Origin of the sequence: Escherichia sp. Lx600-2, from assembly GCF_036662595.1 — a bacterium.
Lineage (GTDB): Bacteria > Pseudomonadota > Gammaproteobacteria > Enterobacterales > Enterobacteriaceae > Escherichia > Escherichia coli.
Map to the genome: position 1 here is coordinate 1 of NZ_JAYQWM010000030.1, position 21589 is coordinate 21589.

Sequence of the window (21589 nt, forward strand, 5' to 3'; positions counted from 1 at the left end):
TACTATAAACAATTGTATTTTCAAAAATCGATCTGGCCAATGCTAATTCACCAGATGTCATTCTCCTTAATGACATATCCTACCTCCTGGAAATGATATTTTTCAGATAAACACAAACGCTCTGTTATTATTTATTAAATATGGTTCTCTTTGATGTTCAATATTTCCACTTTATGCAGTGTTGATGACATCATCTTCATAGAGAATGAAATCAAAGCAAGTTATCAAAGTTTCCCATTACGATTCCTTAACATTAATTCTCAGCATATTTATTTATCTATCTTCAATATCAATAGCTGATGTAAATGATTGTGCGGATAACATAGCTCTCATCAATTAATTAATATCTGTAAACGCTACCGCCCCACCCTGATATCTTAATCTGCACATAGCCATCTTAACGTTATGTCCCATACATTAGTAATGTAAATTAAGAATTCGGAATATATCAAATTCACTTCATAAATTAATATCAAGAATGATATACACATTAATTATATTGAAGTAATGTTTTAAGGTTTGTAATGCCCCTGGAACAGTACTAATTTAAAAAATTTCTGCTGGGCAATAGCACAATTGTCACCCGATATCACTCTTACATTTTTTGCACTTTCTGTGACCTCGACAACTGGCATTTCTAATCAGCAATTGTATTGGTATTTGGCGTATTACCCCTGAAACCACTCATGCGCTGGTCCCTCACTATTCAATGATAATCAGCGAAAACCAACCACACCAGTGTCCACTGCAACCACTTGCGCTCAGAGCGACAAACGATTGGCTAAAGAGTCGGCGACAGTCGAGTATCATCGAACCAATAGTGGTTGTTTCCGTCATAATTTCATCAGGTTGCTATTTTGTCGCCAGCTGCCTTTATCCCCTCACATTTATAGTGGGATTATTTTGCATCGTTACACGATAAAAGGTAGGATTCTGCGCCGACAGTTATACCCATAAAGAATAATGGTGAATCTTGTCATCGCCAGGATGAATAAACATTGTTCATGGCGACATAAAAGACTTTTTTCATTAAAGCAATCAGGGAGCGCAATGAGTAAACACAACACCGACACTTCAGAGCAACACGCTGCGAAACGCCGCTGGCTTAATGCCCACGAAGAGGGATATCACAAAGCAATGGGCAATCGTCAGGTGCAGATGATCGCCATTGGCGGTGCGATTGGTACTGGTTTGTTTTTAGGCGCGGGAGCCCGACTGCAAATGGCGGGGCCGGCGCTGGCACTGGTCTATTTAATCTGCGGCCTGTTTTCGTTTTTTATTCTGCGCGCGTTGGGTGAGCTGGTATTGCATCGCCCTTCCAGTGGCAGCTTTGTCTCCTATGCCCGTGAGTTTCTGGGTGAGAAAGCCGCTTATGTTGCCGGTTGGATGTACTTCATCAACTGGGCGATGACCGGGATTGTTGATATTACCGCCGTCGCTCTGTATATGCATTACTGGGGTGCGTTTGGCGGCGTGCCGCAGTGGGTCTTTGCGCTCGCTGCACTTACCATCGTTGGCACCATGAATATGATCGGCGTGAAATGGTTCGCCGAGATGGAGTTCTGGTTTGCGCTTATTAAAGTGCTCGCCATTGTGACCTTTTTGGTCGTGGGTACGGTGTTCCTCGGTAGTGGTCAGCCGCTGGATGGCAACACCACTGGCTTTCATTTAATCACCGATAATGGCGGCTTCTTCCCCCACGGTTTGCTGCCTGCGCTGGTGTTGATTCAGGGCGTAGTGTTTGCTTTTGCCTCCATTGAAATGGTGGGTACAGCTGCCGGAGAATGTAAAGATCCGCAGACCATGGTGCCTAAAGCGATTAACAGTGTGATTTGGCGTATTGGCCTGTTTTACGTCGGCTCCGTGGTGTTGCTGGTTATGTTATTGCCGTGGAGCGCGTATCAGGCGGGGCAAAGTCCGTTCGTGACGTTTTTCTCTAAACTGGGTGTGCCATATATCGGCAGCATTATGAACATTGTGGTGCTGACCGCTGCCCTCTCCAGCCTGAATTCAGGTCTGTACTGCACCGGACGTATTCTGCGCTCAATGGCGATGGGCGGTTCCGCACCGAGTTTTATGGCGAAAATGAGTCGTCAGCATGTGCCGTATGCCGGGATTCTGGCGACACTGGTTGTGTATGTCGTCGGCGTATTCCTCAACTATCTGGTGCCGTCGCGCGTATTTGAGATTGTGTTGAACTTCGCGTCGCTGGGAATCATCGCTTCATGGGCGTTTATCATCGTGTGCCAGATGCGCCTGCGTAAAGCGATTAAAGAAGGCAAAGCAGCGGATGTCAGTTTTAAACTGCCTGGCGCGCCCTTCACTTCCTGGCTGACATTACTGTTTTTACTGAGTGTCCTTGTGCTGATGGCGTTCGATTACCCGAACGGGACTTATACTATCGCGGCGCTGCCGATTATCGGTATTCTGCTGGTTATAGGCTGGTTTGGTGTGCGCAAACGCGTTGCTGAAATTCACAGCACTGCGCCCGTAGTCGAAGTAGATAAAGAAAAACAGGATATTGCATTTAAGCCTGAAACGGCGAGTTAATTGCAAAATTGCCCGGCTACGAGCCGGGCAAATTCATATTGCTGACGAGGTGCTCTTTGTTCGTGCCGGATGCGGCGCAAGCGCCTTATCTGGCCTACGAAAGACAAACTCCCCCATGTCTATTACAGCGCTATACGAATCACATCGTCTGGCTGGGTAGCTTCCTGCTGTTTAGTGGATTTTTGTTTCACACTGACATACAGCGTTTTACCATCGGCAGAAAGAGCCAGACTGTTCGGATGAGTCGGCGTATCGAACGTTTTCACCACTTTATAGCTTTTCGCGTCAATCACACTGACTTTACCTGCCTGACGATGCGTCACGTAGGCTTCATTACGCGCGGGGTTAAACAGCACAGCCAGTGATTCCGGTGCCGCAACCTTCGCCAGAATATTGCCATTACGGGTATCGACCACTAACACTTCTGCCGCTTTAGAATCGGTGATAAATGCACGCTGCCTGGCGGTATCAAGGCTGATGTTGATAAAGAAGTGCTCTTTGCCGTCATCCAGCAGCTTTTTACGGCTGAGGATTTTATTGTCGGCGGTGTCGATGGTAATCAATTCGCCGTCAGCGTTAGTGGTGTAAAGACGTTTGCCTTTGCTATCCAGCGCCAGACCGGTACTCATTTTACCGGTGTTCTGGATGGCGGTTTTCAGTTTGATATTTTCGCCATCAACGACCCAAATCACGCTCTCTTTACCAATACCACTGATGTAAACGGTGTTTGTGGCATCGTCTGCGACCAGCTCACGCGGTTGCAGCGGGCGCACCTCTTCCGTACGCTTACGATCATCCAGCACCAGGCGCCCTTTCACCGCTCCCGTTTTGGCATCAATCGCCGTAACCGCGCTATTTACCGTGTTACCAAACCACAATGTTTGAGTAGCGTTGTTAATGGTAGCGCCAAACGGCTTGAGATCGTTATGGATCGCCTGAGTCACTTCCAGAGTGACTGGATCGAGACGATAAACTACGCCACCTTTATCCAGTTTGCGGCTTTGCGAAGTAGCAAGCCACAGCGCGTTCTCCTGCTGGCTATAAGCCATTTCGTAGGCACCTTTACCTACCGCTTTACGCAGCATTTCTTCTGCGGCCTGCGTACTAAATGATGAAGCAACGAGCAATGAACCTAACAGTAATGAACCATGTAGGCGCGATAAAAACAGATGACGTAAATGCATGACGACTCCCTTTAATGAACCGATATTTTTGCTGCTTCACAGTGCTTCGCTGAGCGTAATCTTCGTTACGCTCTTGTTATAAATGGGAATGGTAATCATTATTTTCTCAAATGTGGAGCATTTCTTGCCGTTACGACTACAATTTTCTCAAACACTTAACGTATTGTGCCGTTTCGTTTTCCATAAATTTACAATTTTATTACCATGACAGCGTTTTCCCATTCTTAACCTGGCTTTTTTCATGAAGATTTTTTCCGCCCGACAGACCGTTTTGTCCGCGCTGCTTGTCCTTTCCCCCGCCGTTTTTGCCGCTGATGAACAAACCATGATTGTCAGTGCCGCGCCGCAGGTGGTTTCCGAGCTGGATACGCCAGCAGCAGTAAGCGTGGTGGATGGCGAGGAGATGCGCCTGGCAACACCGCGCATCAACTTGTCTGAATCTCTGACCAGCGTGCCTGGTTTGCAGGTACAAAACCGGCAGAACTATGCGCAAGATTTACAGCTGTCGATTCGCGGATTTGGCTCCCGCTCCACTTACGGAATTCGCGGTATTCGCCTGTATGTAGACGGTATTCCCGCCACCATGCCCGACGGACAAGGGCAAACATCCAACATCGATTTAAGCAGTGTGCAAAATGTAGAAGTGCTGCGTGGCCCCTTCTCTGCCCTGTATGGCAACGCGTCTGGCGGGGTAATGAATGTCACCACCCAGACCGGGCAACAGCCACCAACCATTGAAGCCAGCAGTTACTACGGCAGTTTTGGCAGCTGGCGCTATGGGCTGAAAGCAACGGGCGCAATGGGCGACGGTACACAGCCTGGCGATGTCGATTACACCGTCTCAACCACGCGCTTTACGACCCACGGCTACCGTGACCATAGTGGCGCACAGAAAAATTTAGCCAATGCCAAACTGGGCATACGCATTGATGAAGTCAGCAAATTAAGCCTGATTTTCAATAGTGTGGATATAAAAGCAGATGATCCTGGTGGATTAACCGAAGCAGAATGGAAGGCGAATCCACAACAAGCGCCACGCGCTGAACAGTACGACACGCGAAAAACCATCAAGCAAACTCAGGCTGGGTTGCGTTATGAGCGTAGTCTTAGCGCAAGCGATGATATGAGTGTAATGATGTACGCAGGTGAACGTGAAACGACCCAATACCAGTCCATCCCGATGGCACCACAACTTAACCCGTCACACGCGGGTGGCGTGATTACTCTACAACGCCATTACCAGGGGATAGACAGTCGCTGGACACACCGAGGTGAACTGGGCGTTCCAGTCACGTTCACCACCGGTCTGAACTACGAAAACATGAGTGAAAACCGCAAGGGCTACAATAATTTCCGCCTGAATAGCGGCGTGCCGGAATACGGGCAAAAAGGTGAGTTGCGTCGCGACGAACGCAATCTGATGTGGAACGTCGATCCCTATTTACAAACGCAGTGGCAGCTGAGCGAAAAACTGTCGCTGGATGCTGGCGTGCGCTACAGCTCCGTGTGGTTTGATTCCAACGACCATTACGTTACTCCGGGTAACGGCGATGACAGTGGTGATGCCAGTTATCACAAATGGCTACCTGCCGGATCGTTAAAATATGCAATGACTGATGCCTGGAATATCTATCTGGCAGCTGGTCGAGGTTTTGAAACGCCGACGATTAATGAGCTGTCTTATCGCGCTGATGGGCAAAGCGGTATGAACTTTGGTTTAAAACCATCCACCAACGATACAATTGAGATCGGCAGTAAAACGCGTATTGGTGATGGGCTGCTTAGTCTCGCATTGTTCCAGACCGACACCGATGATGAAATTGTTGTCGATAGCAGTAGCGGTGGGCGTACGACTTACAAAAATGCCGGAAAGACCCGTCGTCAAGGCGCTGAACTGGCATGGGATCAACGTTTCGCGGGAGATTTTCGCGTAAACGCGTCCTGGACCTGGCTTGATGCGACCTATCGCAGCAATGTTTGCAACGAACAGGATTGTAACGGTAATCGGATGCCAGGGATCGCCCGTAATATGGGCTTTGCGTCGATAGGTTATGTACCGGAAGATGGTTGGTATGCAGGCACGGAAGCGCGTTATATGGGCGATATTATGGCAGATGATGAAAATACGGCCAAAGCGCCGTCTTATACTCTCGTCGGCTTATTCACCGGGTATAAATACAATTACCACAATTTAACTGTGGACTTATTTGGTCGTGTCGATAATTTATTCGATAAAGAATACGTTGGTTCTGTCATTGTCAATGAGTCAAACGGGCGATATTACGAACCTGCGCCCGGGCGAAATTATGGTGTCGGCGTGAATATCGCATGGCGATTTGAGTAATTACCTTGATGCCCGGTATTTGCCGGGCATTTACTTTAACGATTGTATTGCTGGTATAAAATAGCAATATTTTGTTGCATAATTTCAGCAAGACAATGTCTGCATCCCTCTTTGTCTTTTGCTTTTAACGCGGCGAGTAATAGATGATAGTTTTCTATATGCTCCCGTAATTCCGCTGGATTAATCGCTTCATAGAGATAATGTAAACCAGGCCCCATCCTGACCCACATTTGCTCAATCATCTCACACAGGATGGGCATATTTGAGCGATGAAAAATCGCTAAGCGAAATAGCCTGTTTACATTAATGATTTGTTCCATGTCGCCCTTTTCTTGCGCCTGCTGTAATTTCTCGAGCAATTCCTGGAGTTCCGCCAGGTCTTGCGGGGTGAGGTTTTCAACAGCCAGAGCAACTGCCATTAATTCCAGTTCGTAGCGGATCCGATTGATTTCGTCTAATTGACGTTTCCCCACTTCCGGAACTGTAAATGCTTGCGCTGGTGCGACAGAAAGCGCATTCACCGAAACCAGACGTAATAATGCTTCACGCACAGGTGTAATACTCATACCTAATTGCTCCGCCAGATTTTTAGTAATCAGGCGTGCGCCAGGTTTTAGTGCGCCAATACTAAGCTGATGTTTCAGGTCGTTCTCAACCTGCAGAGTCAAACTGACATGTTTCATTTTTCCCGTTCCAGGCATTTTAATTCCTTCGCGTGTTTTCTGTCCAACCCTGCCTGCATGGCAGAAGGAGTTCACCTGGTGTATTAAAGTGAATAATCATAAACCACTTACCTTTGTTGTTATTAGCAGCATAACAATAACGTGGTTAGTTAATTAAAGCTGAAATTAAGCTTTTTGCCTGGATTTTTATGGCGGCTTACGCCGCCGTTGAAACTTTAATCATCACCCGCCACGCGGATCACCACTTTGCCGAAGTTTTTACCCTTCAGCAGGCCGATAAACGTCTGTGGCGCATTCTCTAAACCGTCAGTAATTTCTTCGCGGTAGTGGATTTTATCCTCTTTCACCCATTGCCCCATCTCCTTCTGAAACTCATGGATGCGATGACCATAATCCTGGGCGATAATAAACCCTTGCAAGCGAATACGTTTTTTCAGCACCGTTGCCATCAACAGGGGTAAACGATCCGGACCGGGTGGTAGCTCTGTAGCGTTATAGCTGCTCACTAAGCCACAAACGGGAATGCGCGCAGATGTATTAAGTAATGGTAGCACTGCATCAAATACCTTACCGCCCACGTTTTCATAATAGATATCAATACCTTTTGGGCACGCTTTCGCCAGTTGTTCGGCAAAATCGTCCGCGTGGTGATCAAGGCAAACATCGAAGCCTAACACCTCGGTAGCATGGCGGCATTTATCCGCGCCACCGGCTACCCCCACCACTCTGCAACCTTTAAGTTTGCCGATTTGCCCCACCGTCGCCCCCACTGGTCCTGTCGCCGCAGCTACCACCAACGTTTCGCCCTCTTTAGGCTGACCGATATCCAGCAGCCCCATATAAGCGGTAAAGCCTGGCATCCCCAGCATACCCAGCGACCACGATGGATTTTGCGGATGATCGCCAAGTTTCACCAGATCATCACCACTGGATATGTCATAGTCCTGCCATCCACTGTAGCCCAGCACCCAATCGCCAGGCTGATAATCAGGATGATTCGACTCCACGACACGGCTCACCGTACCGCCGGCCATCACGCCGCCAATATCAACCGGCGGTGAATAAGATGGCTCATCGCTCATACGTCCACGCATATACGGGTCCAGGGACAAATAAACTGTGCGCAGTAACACCTGTCCTTCACCCGGTGTGGCGACATCATCTTCTTCAAGACGGAAATTCTCCGGAACTGGTGCGCCATGTGGACGCGAGGCCAGAACCCAACGTCGATTACGCTGCTTTTGTTGCCCCATAATGCTCTCCTGTGCTTTTGGCATGAATCCATCAATAGTAGCAGGCTCACGGGATTGGTTTTGTTTGCAGCCGTCACATCCCCTCTGCAACACGCAATAATTTCATCGAGGAATCCGTTGCTTCGGGCTGTTTTCGATAGTATTGATAACATCATCATCATTATTTTATTGAGGCCAGACATGTCCATCCGTTTTGCCCGCAAAGCCGACTGTGCTGCCATTGCGGAAATTTATAACCACGCCGTGTTGTATACGGCGGCTATCTGGAATGACCAAACGGTGGATGCAGATAACCGCATTGCCTGGTTTGAAGCGCGGACCATAGCAGGTTATCCGGTGCTGGTAAGTGAAGAAGATGGCGTAGTGACGGGATATGCCTCATTTGGCGACTGGCGTAGTTTCGATGGTTTTCGCCATACCGTGGAACATTCGGTTTATGTCCATCCCGATCATCAGGGCAAAGGTCTGGGGCGTAAATTGTTAAGCCGATTGATTGATGAAGCGCGGGATTGCGGGAAGCATGTCATGGTCGCCGGGATCGAATCGCAAAATCAGGCCTCGCTGCATCTGCACCAGTCGCTGGGATTTGTCGTCACCGCACAAATGCCGCAGGTGGGCACTAAATTTGGGCGCTGGCTGGATCTGACATTTATGCAGTTGCAACTCGACGAACGCACTGAACCGGACGTGATTGGATGAATCAGTCGCTCACCCTTGCCTTTTTGATTGCCGCCGGAATTGGTCTGGTAGTCCAGAACACGCTGATGGTGCGCATCACCCAGACCTCCTCTACCATTCTCATCGCCATGTTGCTGAACTCACTGGTGGGGATTGTGCTCTTTGTTTCTATTTTATGGTTTAAACAAGGTATGGCGGGGTTTGGCGAACTGGTGTCCAGCGTGCGCTGGTGGACACTTATACCTGGCTTGCTGGGATCGTTTTTTGTCTTCGCCAGTATCAGCGGATATCAGAATGTGGGAGCGGCGACAACTATTGCGGTATTGGTCGCCAGCCAGCTGATTGGCGGTCTGGTGCTGGATATCTTCCGCAGCCATGGCGTACCACTACGGGCGTTGATCGGCCCAATTTGTGGCGCAATTTTACTTGTGGTTGGCGCCTGGCTGGTGGCCAGACGCTCATTTTAATCACAGGATGGTGCCGCCTTTGGTTAACTGTTCGTGGCGAGCTTCCATATCTTCTTTATGCTTGCGACCGTGATGGGCGATCGCTGTGCGCAGACGTTGCTGCTGGGTGTAGCGATCTTCCCGACTTAACTCCGCGTCATCGCTCAGGGCGATTAATAATTCGTTCATATGGGCAATGACGCTCTCTTCAATCGCGGCATCCACGCGCGCGATGACTTCATCCAGATGCGACATACTTTCTCCTTAGCCACTTGTGAAATTTATCGATTCATCCAAATGATATAAGTCTGCGTGGTGCCGTCAAGCCAGTGAGTAAGATTTAAAACAGTGAAAACAACAGCGCCACCGGGAAACTCATCGGCCATGTTGCCCCCACCAGAAAGGCGCTTAAGAAACGGATGCGTTTCTTATCGTGAGAAAGAAACCAGGTGATAAGAAATGAGATTGCTGCCATAACCGCATAAAAAACAAGCATATGTTGATAGAGAGACATGTACGGGCGTCCAGCCAGATGAATAAAACGCGCGCAAATATGCGTCATTTTTTGACGTGCATCAAGTTTTTTAACCGGTTTGAGAAAAAAACATCAAACAGCAACTTGCCCTTATCCATCTTCAGAATGAGTATTATTGCGGATTTTCTTAACCCGTACTATACACATAGGGGCAATGATAAAAGGTGGCAAAAATGAATGTTTCCAGTAGAACTGTAGTACTGATAAATGTCTTTGCTGCTGTTGGTTTGTTTACTCTTATCTCTATGAGATTTGGCTGGTTTATTTGATGTAGTGATTTTGCACGCAGCACGTACTGTCAGAGAAATCAACTCTCTGACAGTACGCAAGATCTTCTCATACTCTCCAGGTTTACAACATTATCCTTAATATTTACTTCTTTTTGCTGGCATCTACATTGAAATGAGTAGAAAACATCCCCCTACTGTCGTCTATACAAACAGCTTACTGACTCAAAGGGAATCTTGTTTTCACATTTTTCTATCATGAATACTTTATACGCGCGGGAGTCTATAAATGCTTTATACTTTCAAGGAATAACGCAAATATAAAAAGATGGCGTAAAGTATATGCATGGCAGGATGTTTGCAACCTCCTTGATGACGCTGCCCCATTGAAATTGCAAACCCCGCCCTGGTTATCTTGCCCATTTATCATGCAAAACAGATAATTATAGGCCTCTGAATACCTCAGAAAGATTGAATTTTTTATAGTCCCTCTCTTGAATATTTCCATTTGATATCAATCGATTCATCTCTTCAACAAAATAATTTATATCATCACACTTGTTATTATCCGGAAGATCTGAGTAGTTATAATTCCACCATTTTATTCTCAACAGTTCATCAATAACATTTGAATCAAACCTAAATCTGATTATTTTTGCAGGAACTCCTGCAACTATGGCATATGGGGGCACATCTTTGGTAACAACGGAATTGGCAGCAATAACAGCACCATCACCTATTGCGATGCCACCTTTCAATACAACATCATTTCCTATCCAGACATCATTTCCTATAATCGGATTTTCAGGTTTGGTAATGAATGGTTTCAATGTCCAGCTACGTTCAAACTCACTCATAGCAAACTTATCAAATTCACCGTTATAAGTCATCATGTGAGTAGTAAAACGATTCAAAGGATGATTTCCACCCATTATTTTTACATTTGATGCAATACTACAAAATCGACCTATACGTATATTCCCTGAAAAATGACAGGTCGGAAATGAAAAAGCGCCGACACTGGAGAAATTTTTTACAGGCATTGTTGAATATTCTTCAGCAATAACATTATCTTCAATTGTTATCTTGTCACCTTTTGAGAAAAGAAATAAATTCCTTTCTTTATACGACTTCTTCCCCTTATGATTTAAAAAGATTTTATTATCCATACAAAACTCAAAGTGTTTTTTCGTCCATCTGAAGGTAAGGGTTTTATTTTTATCTTCCGTGAATTTGTACAATTGAACTTTCATTGTTAATACTTCTACTTATAAATTATTAGTTTAATAACGATACTCTAAAGCCTTATGCTAATCAACTGTGACAGGATGAAAAATCGCCATCAAACATTTAGCCTAATTTTTACGCTAGTTATTAATGTAATCATTCTAATACTTAACCGCCATTAAACTCAGAACCTAAAACGATAGTGGCCGTCCTATAACAGCCACTAACATCTAACTTAATGTTTAACCATGACGTGGCGGACGACGGTGTAATCCTCCAGCCCATAAAGTGACATATCCTTGCCGTAACCAGAAAGTTTCTGCCCACCGTGCGGCATTTCACTTACCAGCATGAAATGGGTATTGACCCAGGTACAACCATATTGCAGCCGTGCACTGACGCGATGCGCCCTGCCCACATCTTTCGTCCATACCGAAGATGCAAGTCCGTACTGGCTGTCATTCGCCCAGTTCACCACCTGTTCTTCGTTGTCGAAGAGCGTAACACTCACTACTGGACCAAATACCTCTTTTTGCACGATGGCATCGTCCTGTAATGCGCCAGCCAGCAGCGTCGGCGCATAGTAATAGCCATTACCCTTGCGCTTTTCACCGCCAGTGATCACTTTGATGTGCCCTGTCGCTTTCGCCTCTTCTACTGCCTTGCTGACGCGTTCGAGATGCGCCAGCGAGCTTAAAGGTCCAAGCTCCGTAGACTCGTCATCCGGCGCACCAGATTTTAACGTTGCCACCGCAGCACCCAGTTTTTCCACCAGCGTATCGTAAATGCCTTTTTGCGCGTAGATCCGACAAGCCGCAGTACAATCCTGTCCAGCATTGTAATAGCCAAATGTACGTACACCTTCGACCACTGCTTCAATATCCGCATCATCAAAAACAATCACTGGCGCTTTGCCACCAAGTTCCATATGAGTACGCTTAATGGACGGCGCGGTATGGCTGATGATGTGCTCGCCGGTGGCGATAGAGCCCGTCAGCGACACCATCCGCACTTTAGGATGTCCGGTCAGCGGATCGCCCACCGTTTTGCCTCTGCCAAACAGTACGTTAATCACGCCTGCCGGGAAGATATCTTTCGCCAGCTCTGCCAACTTCAACGCGGTCAGCGGGGTAATTTCTGATGGTTTAAGCACTACGCAGTTCCCTGCCGCCAGCGCCGGAGCCAGTTTCCACGCTGCCATCATCAGCGGATAATTCCACGGTGCGATAGAAGCCACGACCCCCAACGGATCGCGACGGATCATCGAAGTATGACCTTCAAGATATTCACCTGCCGCCAGACCATTCAGACAGCGCGCCGCACCCGCGAAAAAGCGAAAAACATCGACAATCGCCGGGATTTCATCATTGAACGCACTATGCAGCGGTTTGCCACAATTACGGGACTCCAGTTCGGCAAAAACCTGACCATTTTCTTCGATAACATCAGCCAGTTTCAGCAGACATTCCGCACGCACTTTCGGCGTGGTTTGCCCCCATTCGGCAAATGCTGCATCTGCCGCGCGCACAGCAGCATCGACCTGCTCTGCGGATGCCTCGGCAATCTCCAGTAAAACGTCCCCCGTTGCCGGATTATAGACAGGCTGTTTTTCCCCTTCGCCGCTAACCAGTTCTCCGTTAATCAGTAACTTATGTTGCATAGCATATTCCTGTATCAGTGGTTATTGACCATTGTCGCCTTCGCGGGTTAGCCACCAGGCCCCCAGGATCGGCAAGGTTGTTACCAACATAACCAGCAGTGCCACCACGTTAGTTACCGGTACATCACGCGGTCGCCCAAGCTGATTGAGCAACCACAACGGTAACGTTCGTTCATGACCTGCCGTAAAGGTCGTAACGATGATTTCATCGAACGACAAGGCAAACGCCAGCATTCCTCCTGCCAGTAACGCCGAACTGAGATTCGGCAACACTACGTAGCGGAAGGTTTGCCAGCCATTGGCCCCAAGATCCATTGACGCCTCAACCAGACTCCACGAGGTGCGGCGAAAACGGGCGATGACATTGTTAAACACCACCACTACGCAAAAAGTCGCATGGCCGACCACGATGGTGAAAAATCCCGGCTCCAGATTGATGGTTTTAAAAGCGGTTAATAGCGCCAGACCAGTGACAATGCCCGGCAGCGCAATGGGCAGCAGCAGTAACAGCGAAATGGCGTTTTTGCCGAAAAAGTCTCGTCGCCACAGCGCGGCAGCTGCAAGCGTCCCTAACACCAGCGCGATTAATGTCGCCAGCGCCGCCACTTTAAGTGACAGTGTCACGGCATCAAGAATATCACTACGCTGTGCTGCCACGCTAAACCAGCGCAGCGTCAGGCCTTGCGGTGGAAAACTAAACGCCGCATCTTCAGTGTTAAACGCATAGGCGGCGATAATCAGGATAGGAAAATGTAGGAAAACTACGCCGCCCCAGGCCGCCAGTTTGAGGAAAAACGGTGCGCGTTCAGAGTGCATCGAACGCTCCCAGACGTTTCACGAACGCCAGGTACAGTGCGATGAGAACAATCGGCACCAGGGTGAATGCCGCCGCCATCGGCATATTGCCAATCGCCCCCTGCTGGGAATAAACCATATTGCCGATAAAATATCCTGGAGGGCCAACCAGTTGCGGGACGATAAAATCACCCAGTGTGAGTGAGAAGGTAAAGATAGAGCCAGCGGCAATACCCGGGATCGCCAGCGGCAGCACCACATAGCGAAAGGTTTGTCGTGGACGTGCGCCGAGATCAGCTGACGCCTGCAATAATGACGGCGGCAAACGCTCAAGCGCCGCCTGCACGGGCAGGATCATGAACGGCAGCCAGATATAGAGAAACACCAGAAAGCGCCCCAGCCCGGAAGTTGACAGCGTATTGCCGCCCACCGCAGGTAATGTAAGGAACGCAGTCAGCAGTGGTTCCAGCCCCAGATGTTGTAAAAACCACTGAGCCACGCCATCTTTTGCCAGCAATAACGTCCAGGCATAGGCTTTAACAATGTAGCTCGCCCACATCGGCAACATTACCGCGATATAAAAAAACGCTTTCATTTTTCCACTGGTATAGCGCGCCATATACCACGCCATTGGAAAAGCCAGAATGGCGCTGGCGATAGTGACTGCCACAGCCATAGTCAGCGTACGGAGAATGATGTCGTAATTCGCCGGATTAAACAGCGCACGGATATTCGCCAACGTCAGTTCCGGCGTTACCGACATGGTGAAATCGTCAAAGGTATAAAAGCCCTGCCATAGCAGTGTTAGCAGCGAGCCGAAATAGACAATGCCAAACCACATTAGCGGGCCAAGCAGCAGCAAAAACAGCCCCAGTCCCGGATTCCGCCAGAAGAAACCGGACACCTTACCCAGACCTGGACGTGAAGGTGATTGCAATACATTCATCGCCATTCACCTCTCCTCGACCAGCGGCACCATCACATCACGCGACCAGGAAACCATCACCTGTTGTCCGGGCGTGAGCGTGGCAGGCAGTTCTTCGCCTGTCATATTAGCCTGACTCACAAGCAGTTTTTCACCGCCGTTCAATTTCAGTTCAAAACGAGTTGCCGCGCCCTGATATTGCACCGCCTGGATCGTGCCATTGGCCTGCAGTTCACCAGGAGTGTTGAGGCGGATATGTTCCGGTCGCAGGGCGAAGCTTCCCGTCATGCCACAAAGTTTCTCTGCCATCAGTCCATCAAAAACATTCGATGTACCAACGAACCCGGCAACAAACGGCGTGCGCGGGCGCATATAGAGATCGCGCGGGGAATCGACCTGCTCAATGCGTCCATTATTGAAAACCGCCACACGATCGGACATCGATAACGCTTCGCCCTGATCGTGGGTAACGAAGATAAAAGTGATACCGAGAGACTGTTGCAGTTTTTTCAGTTCCAGCTGCATCTGCTCACGCAATTTGAGATCCAGTGCGCCGAGCGGTTCATCCAACAGCAATACGCGCGGTTCATTCACCAATGCTCTGGCGATAGCAACCCGCTGGCGCTGACCACCAGAAAGTTGTGACGGTTTACGTTGCTGTACAAACCCCAACGCCACTTTCTCCAGCGCCTCTTGCGCCATTGCGTGCCGCTGCTTTTTATTCACGCCTTTGACCATCAGCCCATAGGCGACATTGTCAAGAATCGACATATGCGGAAATAGCGCGTAGTCCTGAAAGACAGTATTCACGTCCCGCTCCCACGGTGGCAGATTGCTGGCGGGTTTACCAAAGATAGAGATAGCCCCGCCGGAAAGCTGTTCGAAGCCAGCAATCAGGCGCAGGCAGGTGGTTTTGCCGGAGCCGGACGGCCCCAGCATAGAGAAGAACTCACCATCTTTTATCGCAATACTGACGCCATCTGCTGCGCGCACGTCGCCGTACAACCGCGAGACGTTGTCAAACTCCACTGCGTACGTCATAAAGCACCCCAGCGAAGTTAGCGACCGCCCATAATGGCAATGTAATCCTGCGTCCAGCGACTGTAGGGAACAAACTTGCCCCCTTCTGCTATAGGCGTTTTCCAGAAGGCGATTTTGTCGAAATAGTTAAAACCGTTGGTTTCACAACCTTTTTCGCCTAATAACGGACTGGCTTTACACCCTTCCGGCACGACTGGTAACGAGCCAAACCAGGCCGCCACATCGCCCTGCACTTTTGGCGTTAATGACCAGTTCATCCATTTGTAGGCGCAAACCGGATGTTTCGCTTCGCTATGTAGCATGGTAGTGTCAGCCCAACCGGTAACGCCCTCTTTCGGAAATACGGTAGCGACAGGCTGGCCTTCGGCTTTCAGGGCGTTGGCCTGATAGGGCCAGGCACTGGAAGCAACCACACCCTCGTTTTTGAAATCGCTCATTTGCACGGTAGTGTCATGCCAGTAGCGATGGATCAAACTGTGTTGAGCGCGCAGCACTTTCAGCACCGCCTGGTACTGTTCTTCGGTGAGTTGATACGGATCGCTGATGCCCAACTGCGGCTGAGTGGCTTTAACGAACAACGCAGCGTCCGCAATATAGATAGGGCCATCATAAGCCTGAACGCGGCCTTTATTGCTCTTGCCGTCCGGCAGATTTTGCTCAATAAAAACCACTTGCCAGCTATCCGGCGGCGTCGGGAAGGTTTTAGTGTTGTACATCAGCAGGTTCGGCCCCCATTGGTAAGGTGTGCCGTAAACTTTGCCGCCCACGTTAAACCAGTCGCCTTTAACCACGCGCGGATCGAGCGTTTTCCAGTTGGGAATCAATGCGGTATTAATTGGCTGCACGCGTTTACCCATAATCAAACGCAGCGAGGCATCGCCGGATGCCGTAACCAGATCGTAACCCCCTTTGGTCATCAGACTGACCATTTCATCGGAAGTCGCGGCGGTTTTAACATTCACCGCGCAGCCTGTCTCTTTTTCGAATTGCGTTACCCAGTCGTATTGTTTATCAGTTTGTCCGCGTTCGATATATCCCGGCCAGGCGATAATATCCAGTCGCCCTTCCGGTTTATCTAAATTGGTAGGCGGTTCGGCGGCGTGAGCGGTCATTATTGTCATGCTGAGCGCACACAGGCTGCTGCGGGCAAATGTCTTGCTCATAAGGTCTTACTCCTGTCGTAATTAATTGTTCAGCCGCCGTGCCGTAAAAATATCTCCTTGTTTAACCATAGACGGCGGCTTGCAGGCACACCTTCGCCCCTGAGAAAATTTAATCAGGTTGTGAGCTACCGCGCATTATGCCTTCTGTAAGGTTATCTTCTGGAGTATAGACAAGGAGTTAGGAAATATGACTGCTATTCGAAATTCATATTACCCAATCTAAGAGGAATTAAATTAAACGCTATTACAGCCGTTCTTGAATAAGTTTGCCTAATTGTTTTACCGCCTGTTCTTCACGTTCTCCCCACTGCCACGCGGTATTAAAACGAAAAAAACGTGACCAGTTTTCACCGGTAGAAAACATTTTACCCGGCGCAATACTGATATGATGCGTCAGTCCCGCCAGGCTCAATTCGCCGGCATCTAACGGCTCGGGGAGCTCCAGCCAGAGAAAATAACCGCTGTCATTATGATGAATTTTCACTTCCGCAGGCAGATAACGCAGCAGTGCCTGCCAGGCACGTTGTTTACGTTCCGCAAGCTGGCGACGCAGGCGACGAAGATGGGCGTCATATCGGCGCGTGGAAAGGTAATCCACCAGCGCAAGCTGCATCGGTGAGCTGGTGGAAAGCGTACTCATCAGCTGCAAGCGTTGAATTTTACGTGCATGTTTTCCGGCGGCGACCCAACCAATACGAAAACCAGGCACCAGACATTTCGAAAACGAAGAGCAATGCAAAACGCCATCGTGGCGATCCCACGCTTTCGCAGGCAGCGGTTTTTCCCGTCCAAAATAAAGTTCGCTGTAAACGTCATCTTCAATCAGCGTTACGTTGTACTGATTGAGCAACGCCACCAGTTGTGCTTTTTTTTGCGGCGTTAAGGTAAATCCGAGTGGATTCTGGCTATTAGTCATCAGCCAGCACGCTTTCACCGGATACTCCTGCAACGCCAGTTCCAGCGCCTGAAGATCGATCCCTTCTTTAACATCCGTCGCTACCGATAACGCTTTCAGCCGTAGCCGTTCCAGCGCCTGCAACGCGCCATAGAAACAAGGATTCTCTACTATCACCCAATCGCCCGGTTCAGTTACCGCTTGCAAACTGAGGTTTAATGCTTCTAACGCCCCGGCAGTGATGACAATTTCATCAGGAGAAATGGTGATGCCCTGTAAGGCATAGCGACGAGCAATAGCCTGACGCAGTTCTGCATTTCCTGGCGGTAAGTTTTCAATCACACTCATCGCTGTGGCGGTTTTGCTTACCTGCGCCAGCGAGCGGTTTAGTTGTTGGAGGGGGAAAAGTCGCGGGTCGGGAAAGGCCGAGGCAAACGGAACGACCGACGGATCGCGACTGGCCTGCAACATATCAAAAATATAAGTGTTGATATCGACTGCTTCATCTCGAGTGACTGGAATGACTGGCACTTTCGGCATTTTTATTGCCTGTGGCGCAACGTAATAACCCGACTGCGGTCGTGCGATAATATATCCCTGACTTTCGAGCAACTGATAGGCATGGCTGACAGTCATAAAGCTCATGCCAGAAAGCGCCACCTGGTCACGCAACGAAGGCAAACGATCGCCGGGTTGCCAGATACCCGACGCAATCTGCTCGCGTAATTGTTCTGCAAGCTGCTGGTATTTTTTCATTATCGAATCGTAATTATGTGCAGATGATTCGGCAGTCTATATCAGTTGTTAAAAATGACAACTTTTCGTTAACTGTAATTAAACCAGCACCAGCGATAACTCTTTGCCAAGCGCCTTTGCCGCGAGCTGGACGGCGTCGATTTTTGTCGCATGATGCAAGTTAAATAGACGAGTAATCTCCTGTTTAGGTTTGCCAATTCGCCTGGCTAACTCTTGCTGAGTGATTTCTGACTGTAAAAAAGCATTTAACAGCAATACCTTAGAGGCGACGCTCAAAGGTACTTCAATAAAGTGATCATGACTATTTAATGGCGAAGGTAACGGGATAAGCTCGTTATCTTCAAAATAAAAATCAAATGCGGTCAGTAAAGCATCTTTTGCCGCTTCCATCGCTTCAGCGACAGTTTCGCCCTGCGTCAACGCTTCAGGGATATCCACAAAAGAAACCATATAACCGCCTTCCGGCGCGGGTGTAAGAGTGACGGGATAACGCATAATTTCGACTGTCTCTCGCATGTCATTAACCTTTTTAATTGGCGATTAACTCAAACCGAGTTGTTTCAGGATTGCTTTACGCAATGGTTCTTTAATCTCATCGCAGGGGTGACGCGGCATGACACTGCGCATCCCATGAAACCTGAGTTTCAAATGGTTGCTGCCATTCGCTACATCGACGCCCTGAGATTCGAGCCAACGTCTGAACTCGCTTTGTTTCACATCGCCTCCCTGCCGCTGAGTATATCAACAAAGTAAACATTAGTGTTTACCTCCGTGTGTAATTTGCTCGAAAATAGCACTAAATCGCCGCAACGGCAGAATGCAATGCAAAATCAGGAAGGAAGATTCCAGAATTTCTTTGCGCTAATTTGCAAAACTGAATAATAACCTCAAGAAACGATCGGCATCATAGCGGCAAAAGGTAAGAAAAAGGTGGCAGGATGTTTACGAAGGCGTTATCGGTTGTCTTATTAACGTGTGCGCTGTTCTCAGGACAACTCATGGCAGGGCACAAAGGACATGAATTTGTGTGGGTAAAGAATGTGGATCATCAGCTGCGTCATGAAGCGGACAGCGATGAATTGCGTGCTGTGGCGGAAGAGTCGGCGGAAGGTTTGCGCGAGCATTTTTACTGGCAAAAATCGCGCAAACCAGAAGCGGGACAACGTTGAGTCGTTTGATGCCGGATGCGGCGTAACGCCTTACCCGGCAGGCAATATCATGCAGATTCAATAAGTTGTGAGTAACCAGAAAACTGGCGTTTTACCCTTTTCGCTTCGGCAATGTTTTCAGCAGCTCATCCGGACTTACGGATGCCACTACGCTTCCCGGTAACGGCATTTTCAGTATGTGATTTTTGATTTTGCCAATAACGTGCATCTCGCATGGGCGGCAATCAAACTTTAGCGTTAATACTTCATCGCCGTTAACCAGTTGCATTGGCGTAGCCTTCCAGCTTTTGATATGGCCTTTCGCCTGTTTCGGGCACAAATTAAAGGCAAAGCGCAGACAATGCTTGGTGATCATCACCGGGACTTCGCCCTTCTCTTCATGTGCCTCATACGCCGCGTCAATCAGCTGCACACCATAGCGATGATAAAATTCACGCGCTTTCTGGTTGTAAACGTTCGCGAGGAAACTCAGATGCGTTTGCGGATAAACCGGCGCAGGATCAGCAACCGGTTTACGGCTGCCGCGCTGGTAACTGGCAAGACGCGCAGCATCCAGCATGTCAGCAGCTTCACGGCGGAACTGGTTTAACAGACTGTTTGGTACAAACAGTGCCCCCGGCAAATTAATTTGCACATCGCGGGCGTAATAGATGGTTTGCCCCAGTTTTGCCAGACCATCCTTCAGATTGTTCATTGCTTTTTCGGCGTTATTGGCTTCGTCGAACTGCCCATCCAGCGTATGCGTGATGCTGACCCCCTCTTCACTGGTGAGGGTCAGAATCAATTGTTCCTGCCAACCGCCCAGTTCAATGTCTACCGCCACCCGACGTTCGCTGGAGGTTTTTGTCAGTGCCTGCTGCCAGTTATGATCAAGATTACGGTTTAGTGGGTGATGCGGGCGAATTTTGTGCAAATCTGCTGGCATTTCATTGGGCCAGACGCGGTACTGATTTTCTCCGGTTTTCTCGACCGTATTGGCACGAAAACCGACGACTTCACGTTTAATCAACACGTTCAGGCCATCGCCATTTGCCAGTGGATCGGTAACGGCAACATCGAGATGATCTTTCGCCACTTTCAATACTTCACCCACCGGCAGGCCGATAAATTTCGGCGAATCGAACGCGCCAATATCGCCTTTACGGGCATTCACAAAATAATCTGTGCTACCACGATGGAAAGTCTTTTCCGTCGATGGAACAAAGAAATGTTCAGTACGACCTGATGAAGCGCGCGTCAGATCACCACGTTCTTCAATAATGGCATCCAGCATCTGGCGATAATGGGCGGTGATATTCTTCACGTAGCTCATATCTTTGTAACGCCCTTCAATCTTGAAGGAGCGTACGCCAGCATCAATCAGCGCGCCGAGGTTGGCAGTCTGATCGTTATCTTTCATCGACAGCAGATGTTTTTCATAGGAAACCACCCGCCCCTGATCGTCTTTCAATGTGTATGGCAAACGGCACGCCTGTGAGCAATCGCCACGGTTGGCGCTACGCCCTGTTTGCGCATGAGAAATGTAGCACTGACCCGAATAGGCCACGCACAGTGCGCCATGAATAAAGAATTCAATGGTCGCGTCCGTGGCCTGGTGAATCGCGCGGATCTGATCAAGATTCAGCTCTCGCGCCAGCACAATCTGCGTGAAGCCAACATCAGAGAGGAACTTCGCTTTTTCTACTGTACGAATGTCGCACTGCGTACTGGCGTGCAGTTCAATCGGCGGAATATCAAGTTCCAGAATCCCCATATCCTGAACAATCAGCGCATCGACACCGGTCTGGTAGAGGTCAGTAATCAGCCGTTGCGCGGGTTCCAGCTCATCATCATGCAAAATGGTGTTAAGCGTGACGAAAATTTTTGCACCATAACGATGGGCAAACGGCACCAACTCGGCAATATCTTTCAGGCTATTACTGGCATTATGACGGGCACCAAAACCAGGGCCGCCGATATAAACAGCATCGGCACCGTGCAAAATAGCTTCGCGGGCAATGGCGGCATCGCGTGCCGGGCTTAACAGTTCAAGTCGATGAGAAGATACGGTCACATTCT

Annotated in this window: 21 protein-coding genes; 6 read left to right on the forward strand and 15 right to left on the reverse strand. The window is 48.8% G+C overall.

Annotated elements, in window-relative coordinates; genetic code table 11:
- Positions 1-1050 precede the first annotated feature (1050 nt).
- Complete coding sequence (gene ansP / locus OQV04_RS12800; RefSeq protein ID WP_045177151.1) at positions 1051-2550, forward strand: L-asparagine permease; 1500 nt, start codon at positions 1051-1053, stop codon at positions 2548-2550.
- A 122-nt stretch (positions 2551-2672) separates the two neighbouring features.
- On the opposite strand, the gene yncE is transcribed toward ansP, so the two are convergent.
- Positions 2673-3734 carry a 7-bladed beta-propeller protein YncE gene (yncE, locus tag OQV04_RS12805; protein WP_274446653.1) on the reverse strand — a complete coding sequence of 354 codons (1062 nt, stop codon included), beginning with the start codon at positions 3732-3734 and terminating at the stop codon, positions 2673-2675.
- A gap of 241 nt (positions 3735-3975) precedes the next feature.
- Between yncE and pqqU the strand changes: the two genes are divergently transcribed.
- Positions 3976-6078, forward strand: coding sequence for a TonB-dependent receptor PqqU (gene pqqU / locus OQV04_RS12810; RefSeq protein WP_247806641.1), 2103 nt, complete (start codon positions 3976-3978; stop codon positions 6076-6078).
- A 35-nt stretch (positions 6079-6113) separates the two neighbouring features.
- On the opposite strand, the gene mcbR is transcribed toward pqqU, so the two are convergent.
- Both mcbR and curA read right to left on the reverse strand, forming a co-directional pair.
- Positions 6114-6779: a colanic acid/biofilm transcriptional regulator McbR gene (gene mcbR / locus OQV04_RS12815; RefSeq protein ID WP_047644533.1), complete on the reverse strand. Its 666-nt coding sequence runs from the start codon at positions 6777-6779 to the stop codon at positions 6114-6116.
- A gap of 197 nt (positions 6780-6976) precedes the next feature.
- Positions 6977-8014: an NADPH-dependent curcumin/dihydrocurcumin reductase gene (gene curA, locus OQV04_RS12820; RefSeq protein ID WP_101969388.1), complete on the reverse strand. Its 1038-nt coding sequence runs from the start codon at positions 8012-8014 to the stop codon at positions 6977-6979.
- A gap of 180 nt (positions 8015-8194) precedes the next feature.
- Here curA and OQV04_RS12825 point away from each other — a divergent pair, with 180 nt between their 5' ends.
- Both OQV04_RS12825 and OQV04_RS12830 read left to right on the forward strand, forming a co-directional pair.
- Positions 8195-8713 (forward strand): GNAT family N-acetyltransferase, encoded by a 519-nt coding sequence (locus tag OQV04_RS12825; protein ID WP_032280838.1) that lies wholly within the window; start codon positions 8195-8197, stop codon positions 8711-8713.
- On the forward strand, positions 8710-9159 hold the full coding sequence (locus OQV04_RS12830) for a DMT family transporter (protein ID WP_001076540.1): 450 nt from the start codon (positions 8710-8712) through the stop codon (positions 9157-9159). Before OQV04_RS12825 ends, OQV04_RS12830 begins: the two co-directional genes overlap by 4 nt.
- Here OQV04_RS12830 and ydcY read toward each other — a convergent pair whose 3' ends face one another.
- Positions 9160-9393: a DUF2526 family protein YdcY gene (gene ydcY, locus OQV04_RS12835; protein ID WP_000018633.1), complete on the reverse strand. Its 234-nt coding sequence runs from the start codon at positions 9391-9393 to the stop codon at positions 9160-9162.
- Positions 9394-9478: 85 nt separating this feature from the next.
- Positions 9479-9652, reverse strand: coding sequence for an orphan toxin OrtT (ortT, locus tag OQV04_RS12840; protein ID WP_001595729.1), 174 nt, complete (start codon positions 9650-9652; stop codon positions 9479-9481).
- A 194-nt stretch (positions 9653-9846) separates the two neighbouring features.
- Between ortT and yncL the strand changes: the two genes are divergently transcribed.
- Complete coding sequence (gene yncL, locus OQV04_RS12845) at positions 9847-9942, forward strand: stress response membrane protein YncL (protein WP_001303494.1); 96 nt, start codon at positions 9847-9849, stop codon at positions 9940-9942.
- Between the two features lie 401 nt (positions 9943-10343).
- On the opposite strand, the gene OQV04_RS12850 is transcribed toward yncL, so the two are convergent.
- The 9 genes from OQV04_RS12850 to hicA form a co-directional block, all read right to left on the reverse strand.
- Entirely contained in the window at positions 10344-11153 is an 810-nt protein-coding gene (locus OQV04_RS12850) for a CatB-related O-acetyltransferase (protein ID WP_000867989.1), read from the reverse strand.
- 209 nt (positions 11154-11362) lie between these two features.
- On the reverse strand, positions 11363-12787 hold the full coding sequence (gene patD / locus OQV04_RS12855) for an aminobutyraldehyde dehydrogenase (RefSeq protein WP_001163882.1): 1425 nt from the start codon (positions 12785-12787) through the stop codon (positions 11363-11365).
- A gap of 21 nt (positions 12788-12808) precedes the next feature.
- On the reverse strand, positions 12809-13603 hold the full coding sequence (locus OQV04_RS12860) for an ABC transporter permease (RefSeq protein WP_000555458.1): 795 nt from the start codon (positions 13601-13603) through the stop codon (positions 12809-12811).
- On the reverse strand, positions 13593-14534 hold the full coding sequence (locus OQV04_RS12865; RefSeq protein ID WP_001251315.1) for an ABC transporter permease: 942 nt from the start codon (positions 14532-14534) through the stop codon (positions 13593-13595). Before OQV04_RS12865 ends, OQV04_RS12860 begins: the two co-directional genes overlap by 11 nt.
- Positions 14535-15548, reverse strand: a complete 1014-nt coding sequence (locus tag OQV04_RS12870) for an ABC transporter ATP-binding protein (protein ID WP_032288192.1) — start codon at positions 15546-15548, stop codon at positions 14535-14537.
- 17 nt (positions 15549-15565) lie between these two features.
- Positions 15566-16711, reverse strand: coding sequence for a putative ABC transporter substrate-binding protein YdcS (gene ydcS / locus OQV04_RS12875; RefSeq protein ID WP_032280837.1), 1146 nt, complete (start codon positions 16709-16711; stop codon positions 15566-15568).
- A 244-nt stretch (positions 16712-16955) separates the two neighbouring features.
- Positions 16956-18362: an aminotransferase-like domain-containing protein gene (locus tag OQV04_RS12880; RefSeq protein WP_032280836.1), complete on the reverse strand. Its 1407-nt coding sequence runs from the start codon at positions 18360-18362 to the stop codon at positions 16956-16958.
- Between the two features lie 78 nt (positions 18363-18440).
- Positions 18441-18857: a type II toxin-antitoxin system antitoxin HicB gene (gene hicB / locus OQV04_RS12885; protein WP_077757373.1), complete on the reverse strand. Its 417-nt coding sequence runs from the start codon at positions 18855-18857 to the stop codon at positions 18441-18443.
- A 45-nt stretch (positions 18858-18902) separates the two neighbouring features.
- A complete protein-coding gene (gene hicA, locus OQV04_RS12890) occupies positions 18903-19079 on the reverse strand; it encodes a type II toxin-antitoxin system mRNA interferase toxin HicA (RefSeq protein ID WP_000813793.1) in 177 nt (58 codons plus the stop codon).
- Between the two features lie 221 nt (positions 19080-19300).
- Between hicA and OQV04_RS12895 the strand changes: the two genes are divergently transcribed.
- Complete coding sequence (locus OQV04_RS12895) at positions 19301-19531, forward strand: YncJ family protein (protein ID WP_000494244.1); 231 nt, start codon at positions 19301-19303, stop codon at positions 19529-19531.
- A 91-nt stretch (positions 19532-19622) separates the two neighbouring features.
- Here OQV04_RS12895 and rlhA read toward each other — a convergent pair whose 3' ends face one another.
- The gene (gene rlhA, locus OQV04_RS12900) at positions 19623-21584 is read right to left on the reverse strand and encodes a 23S rRNA 5-hydroxycytidine C2501 synthase (RefSeq protein WP_032280834.1); all 1962 of its coding nucleotides are present in this window, start codon (positions 21582-21584) and stop codon (positions 19623-19625) included.
- Between the last annotated feature and the right edge of the window lie 5 nt (positions 21585-21589).

What these genes read in the sequence shown, in the direction of transcription:
- ansP (WP_045177151.1), top strand. Translation starts at nt 1,051, where the DNA reads ATGAGTAAACACAACACCGACACTTCAGAGCAACACGCTGCGAAACGC.
- yncE (WP_274446653.1), bottom strand. Translation starts at nt 3,734, where the DNA reads ATGCATTTACGTCATCTGTTTTTATCGCGCCTACATGGTTCATTACTG.
- pqqU (WP_247806641.1), top strand. Translation starts at nt 3,976, where the DNA reads ATGAAGATTTTTTCCGCCCGACAGACCGTTTTGTCCGCGCTGCTTGTC.
- mcbR (WP_047644533.1), bottom strand. Translation starts at nt 6,779, where the DNA reads ATGCCTGGAACGGGAAAAATGAAACATGTCAGTTTGACTCTGCAGGTT.
- curA (WP_101969388.1), bottom strand. Translation starts at nt 8,014, where the DNA reads ATGGGGCAACAAAAGCAGCGTAATCGACGTTGGGTTCTGGCCTCGCGT.
- OQV04_RS12825 (WP_032280838.1), top strand. Translation starts at nt 8,195, where the DNA reads ATGTCCATCCGTTTTGCCCGCAAAGCCGACTGTGCTGCCATTGCGGAA.
- OQV04_RS12830 (WP_001076540.1), top strand. Translation starts at nt 8,710, where the DNA reads ATGAATCAGTCGCTCACCCTTGCCTTTTTGATTGCCGCCGGAATTGGT.
- ydcY (WP_000018633.1), bottom strand. Translation starts at nt 9,393, where the DNA reads ATGTCGCATCTGGATGAAGTCATCGCGCGCGTGGATGCCGCGATTGAA.
- ortT (WP_001595729.1), bottom strand. Translation starts at nt 9,652, where the DNA reads ATGTCTCTCTATCAACATATGCTTGTTTTTTATGCGGTTATGGCAGCA.
- yncL (WP_001303494.1), top strand. Translation starts at nt 9,847, where the DNA reads ATGAATGTTTCCAGTAGAACTGTAGTACTGATAAATGTCTTTGCTGCT.
- OQV04_RS12850 (WP_000867989.1), bottom strand. Translation starts at nt 11,153, where the DNA reads ATGAAAGTTCAATTGTACAAATTCACGGAAGATAAAAATAAAACCCTT.
- patD (WP_001163882.1), bottom strand. Translation starts at nt 12,787, where the DNA reads ATGCAACATAAGTTACTGATTAACGGAGAACTGGTTAGCGGCGAAGGG.
- OQV04_RS12860 (WP_000555458.1), bottom strand. Translation starts at nt 13,603, where the DNA reads ATGCACTCTGAACGCGCACCGTTTTTCCTCAAACTGGCGGCCTGGGGC.
- OQV04_RS12865 (WP_001251315.1), bottom strand. Translation starts at nt 14,534, where the DNA reads ATGGCGATGAATGTATTGCAATCACCTTCACGTCCAGGTCTGGGTAAG.
- OQV04_RS12870 (WP_032288192.1), bottom strand. Translation starts at nt 15,548, where the DNA reads ATGACGTACGCAGTGGAGTTTGACAACGTCTCGCGGTTGTACGGCGAC.
- ydcS (WP_032280837.1), bottom strand. Translation starts at nt 16,711, where the DNA reads ATGAGCAAGACATTTGCCCGCAGCAGCCTGTGTGCGCTCAGCATGACA.
- OQV04_RS12880 (WP_032280836.1), bottom strand. Translation starts at nt 18,362, where the DNA reads ATGAAAAAATACCAGCAGCTTGCAGAACAATTACGCGAGCAGATTGCG.
- hicB (WP_077757373.1), bottom strand. Translation starts at nt 18,857, where the DNA reads ATGCGTTATCCCGTCACTCTTACACCCGCGCCGGAAGGCGGTTATATG.
- OQV04_RS12895 (WP_000494244.1), top strand. Translation starts at nt 19,301, where the DNA reads ATGTTTACGAAGGCGTTATCGGTTGTCTTATTAACGTGTGCGCTGTTC.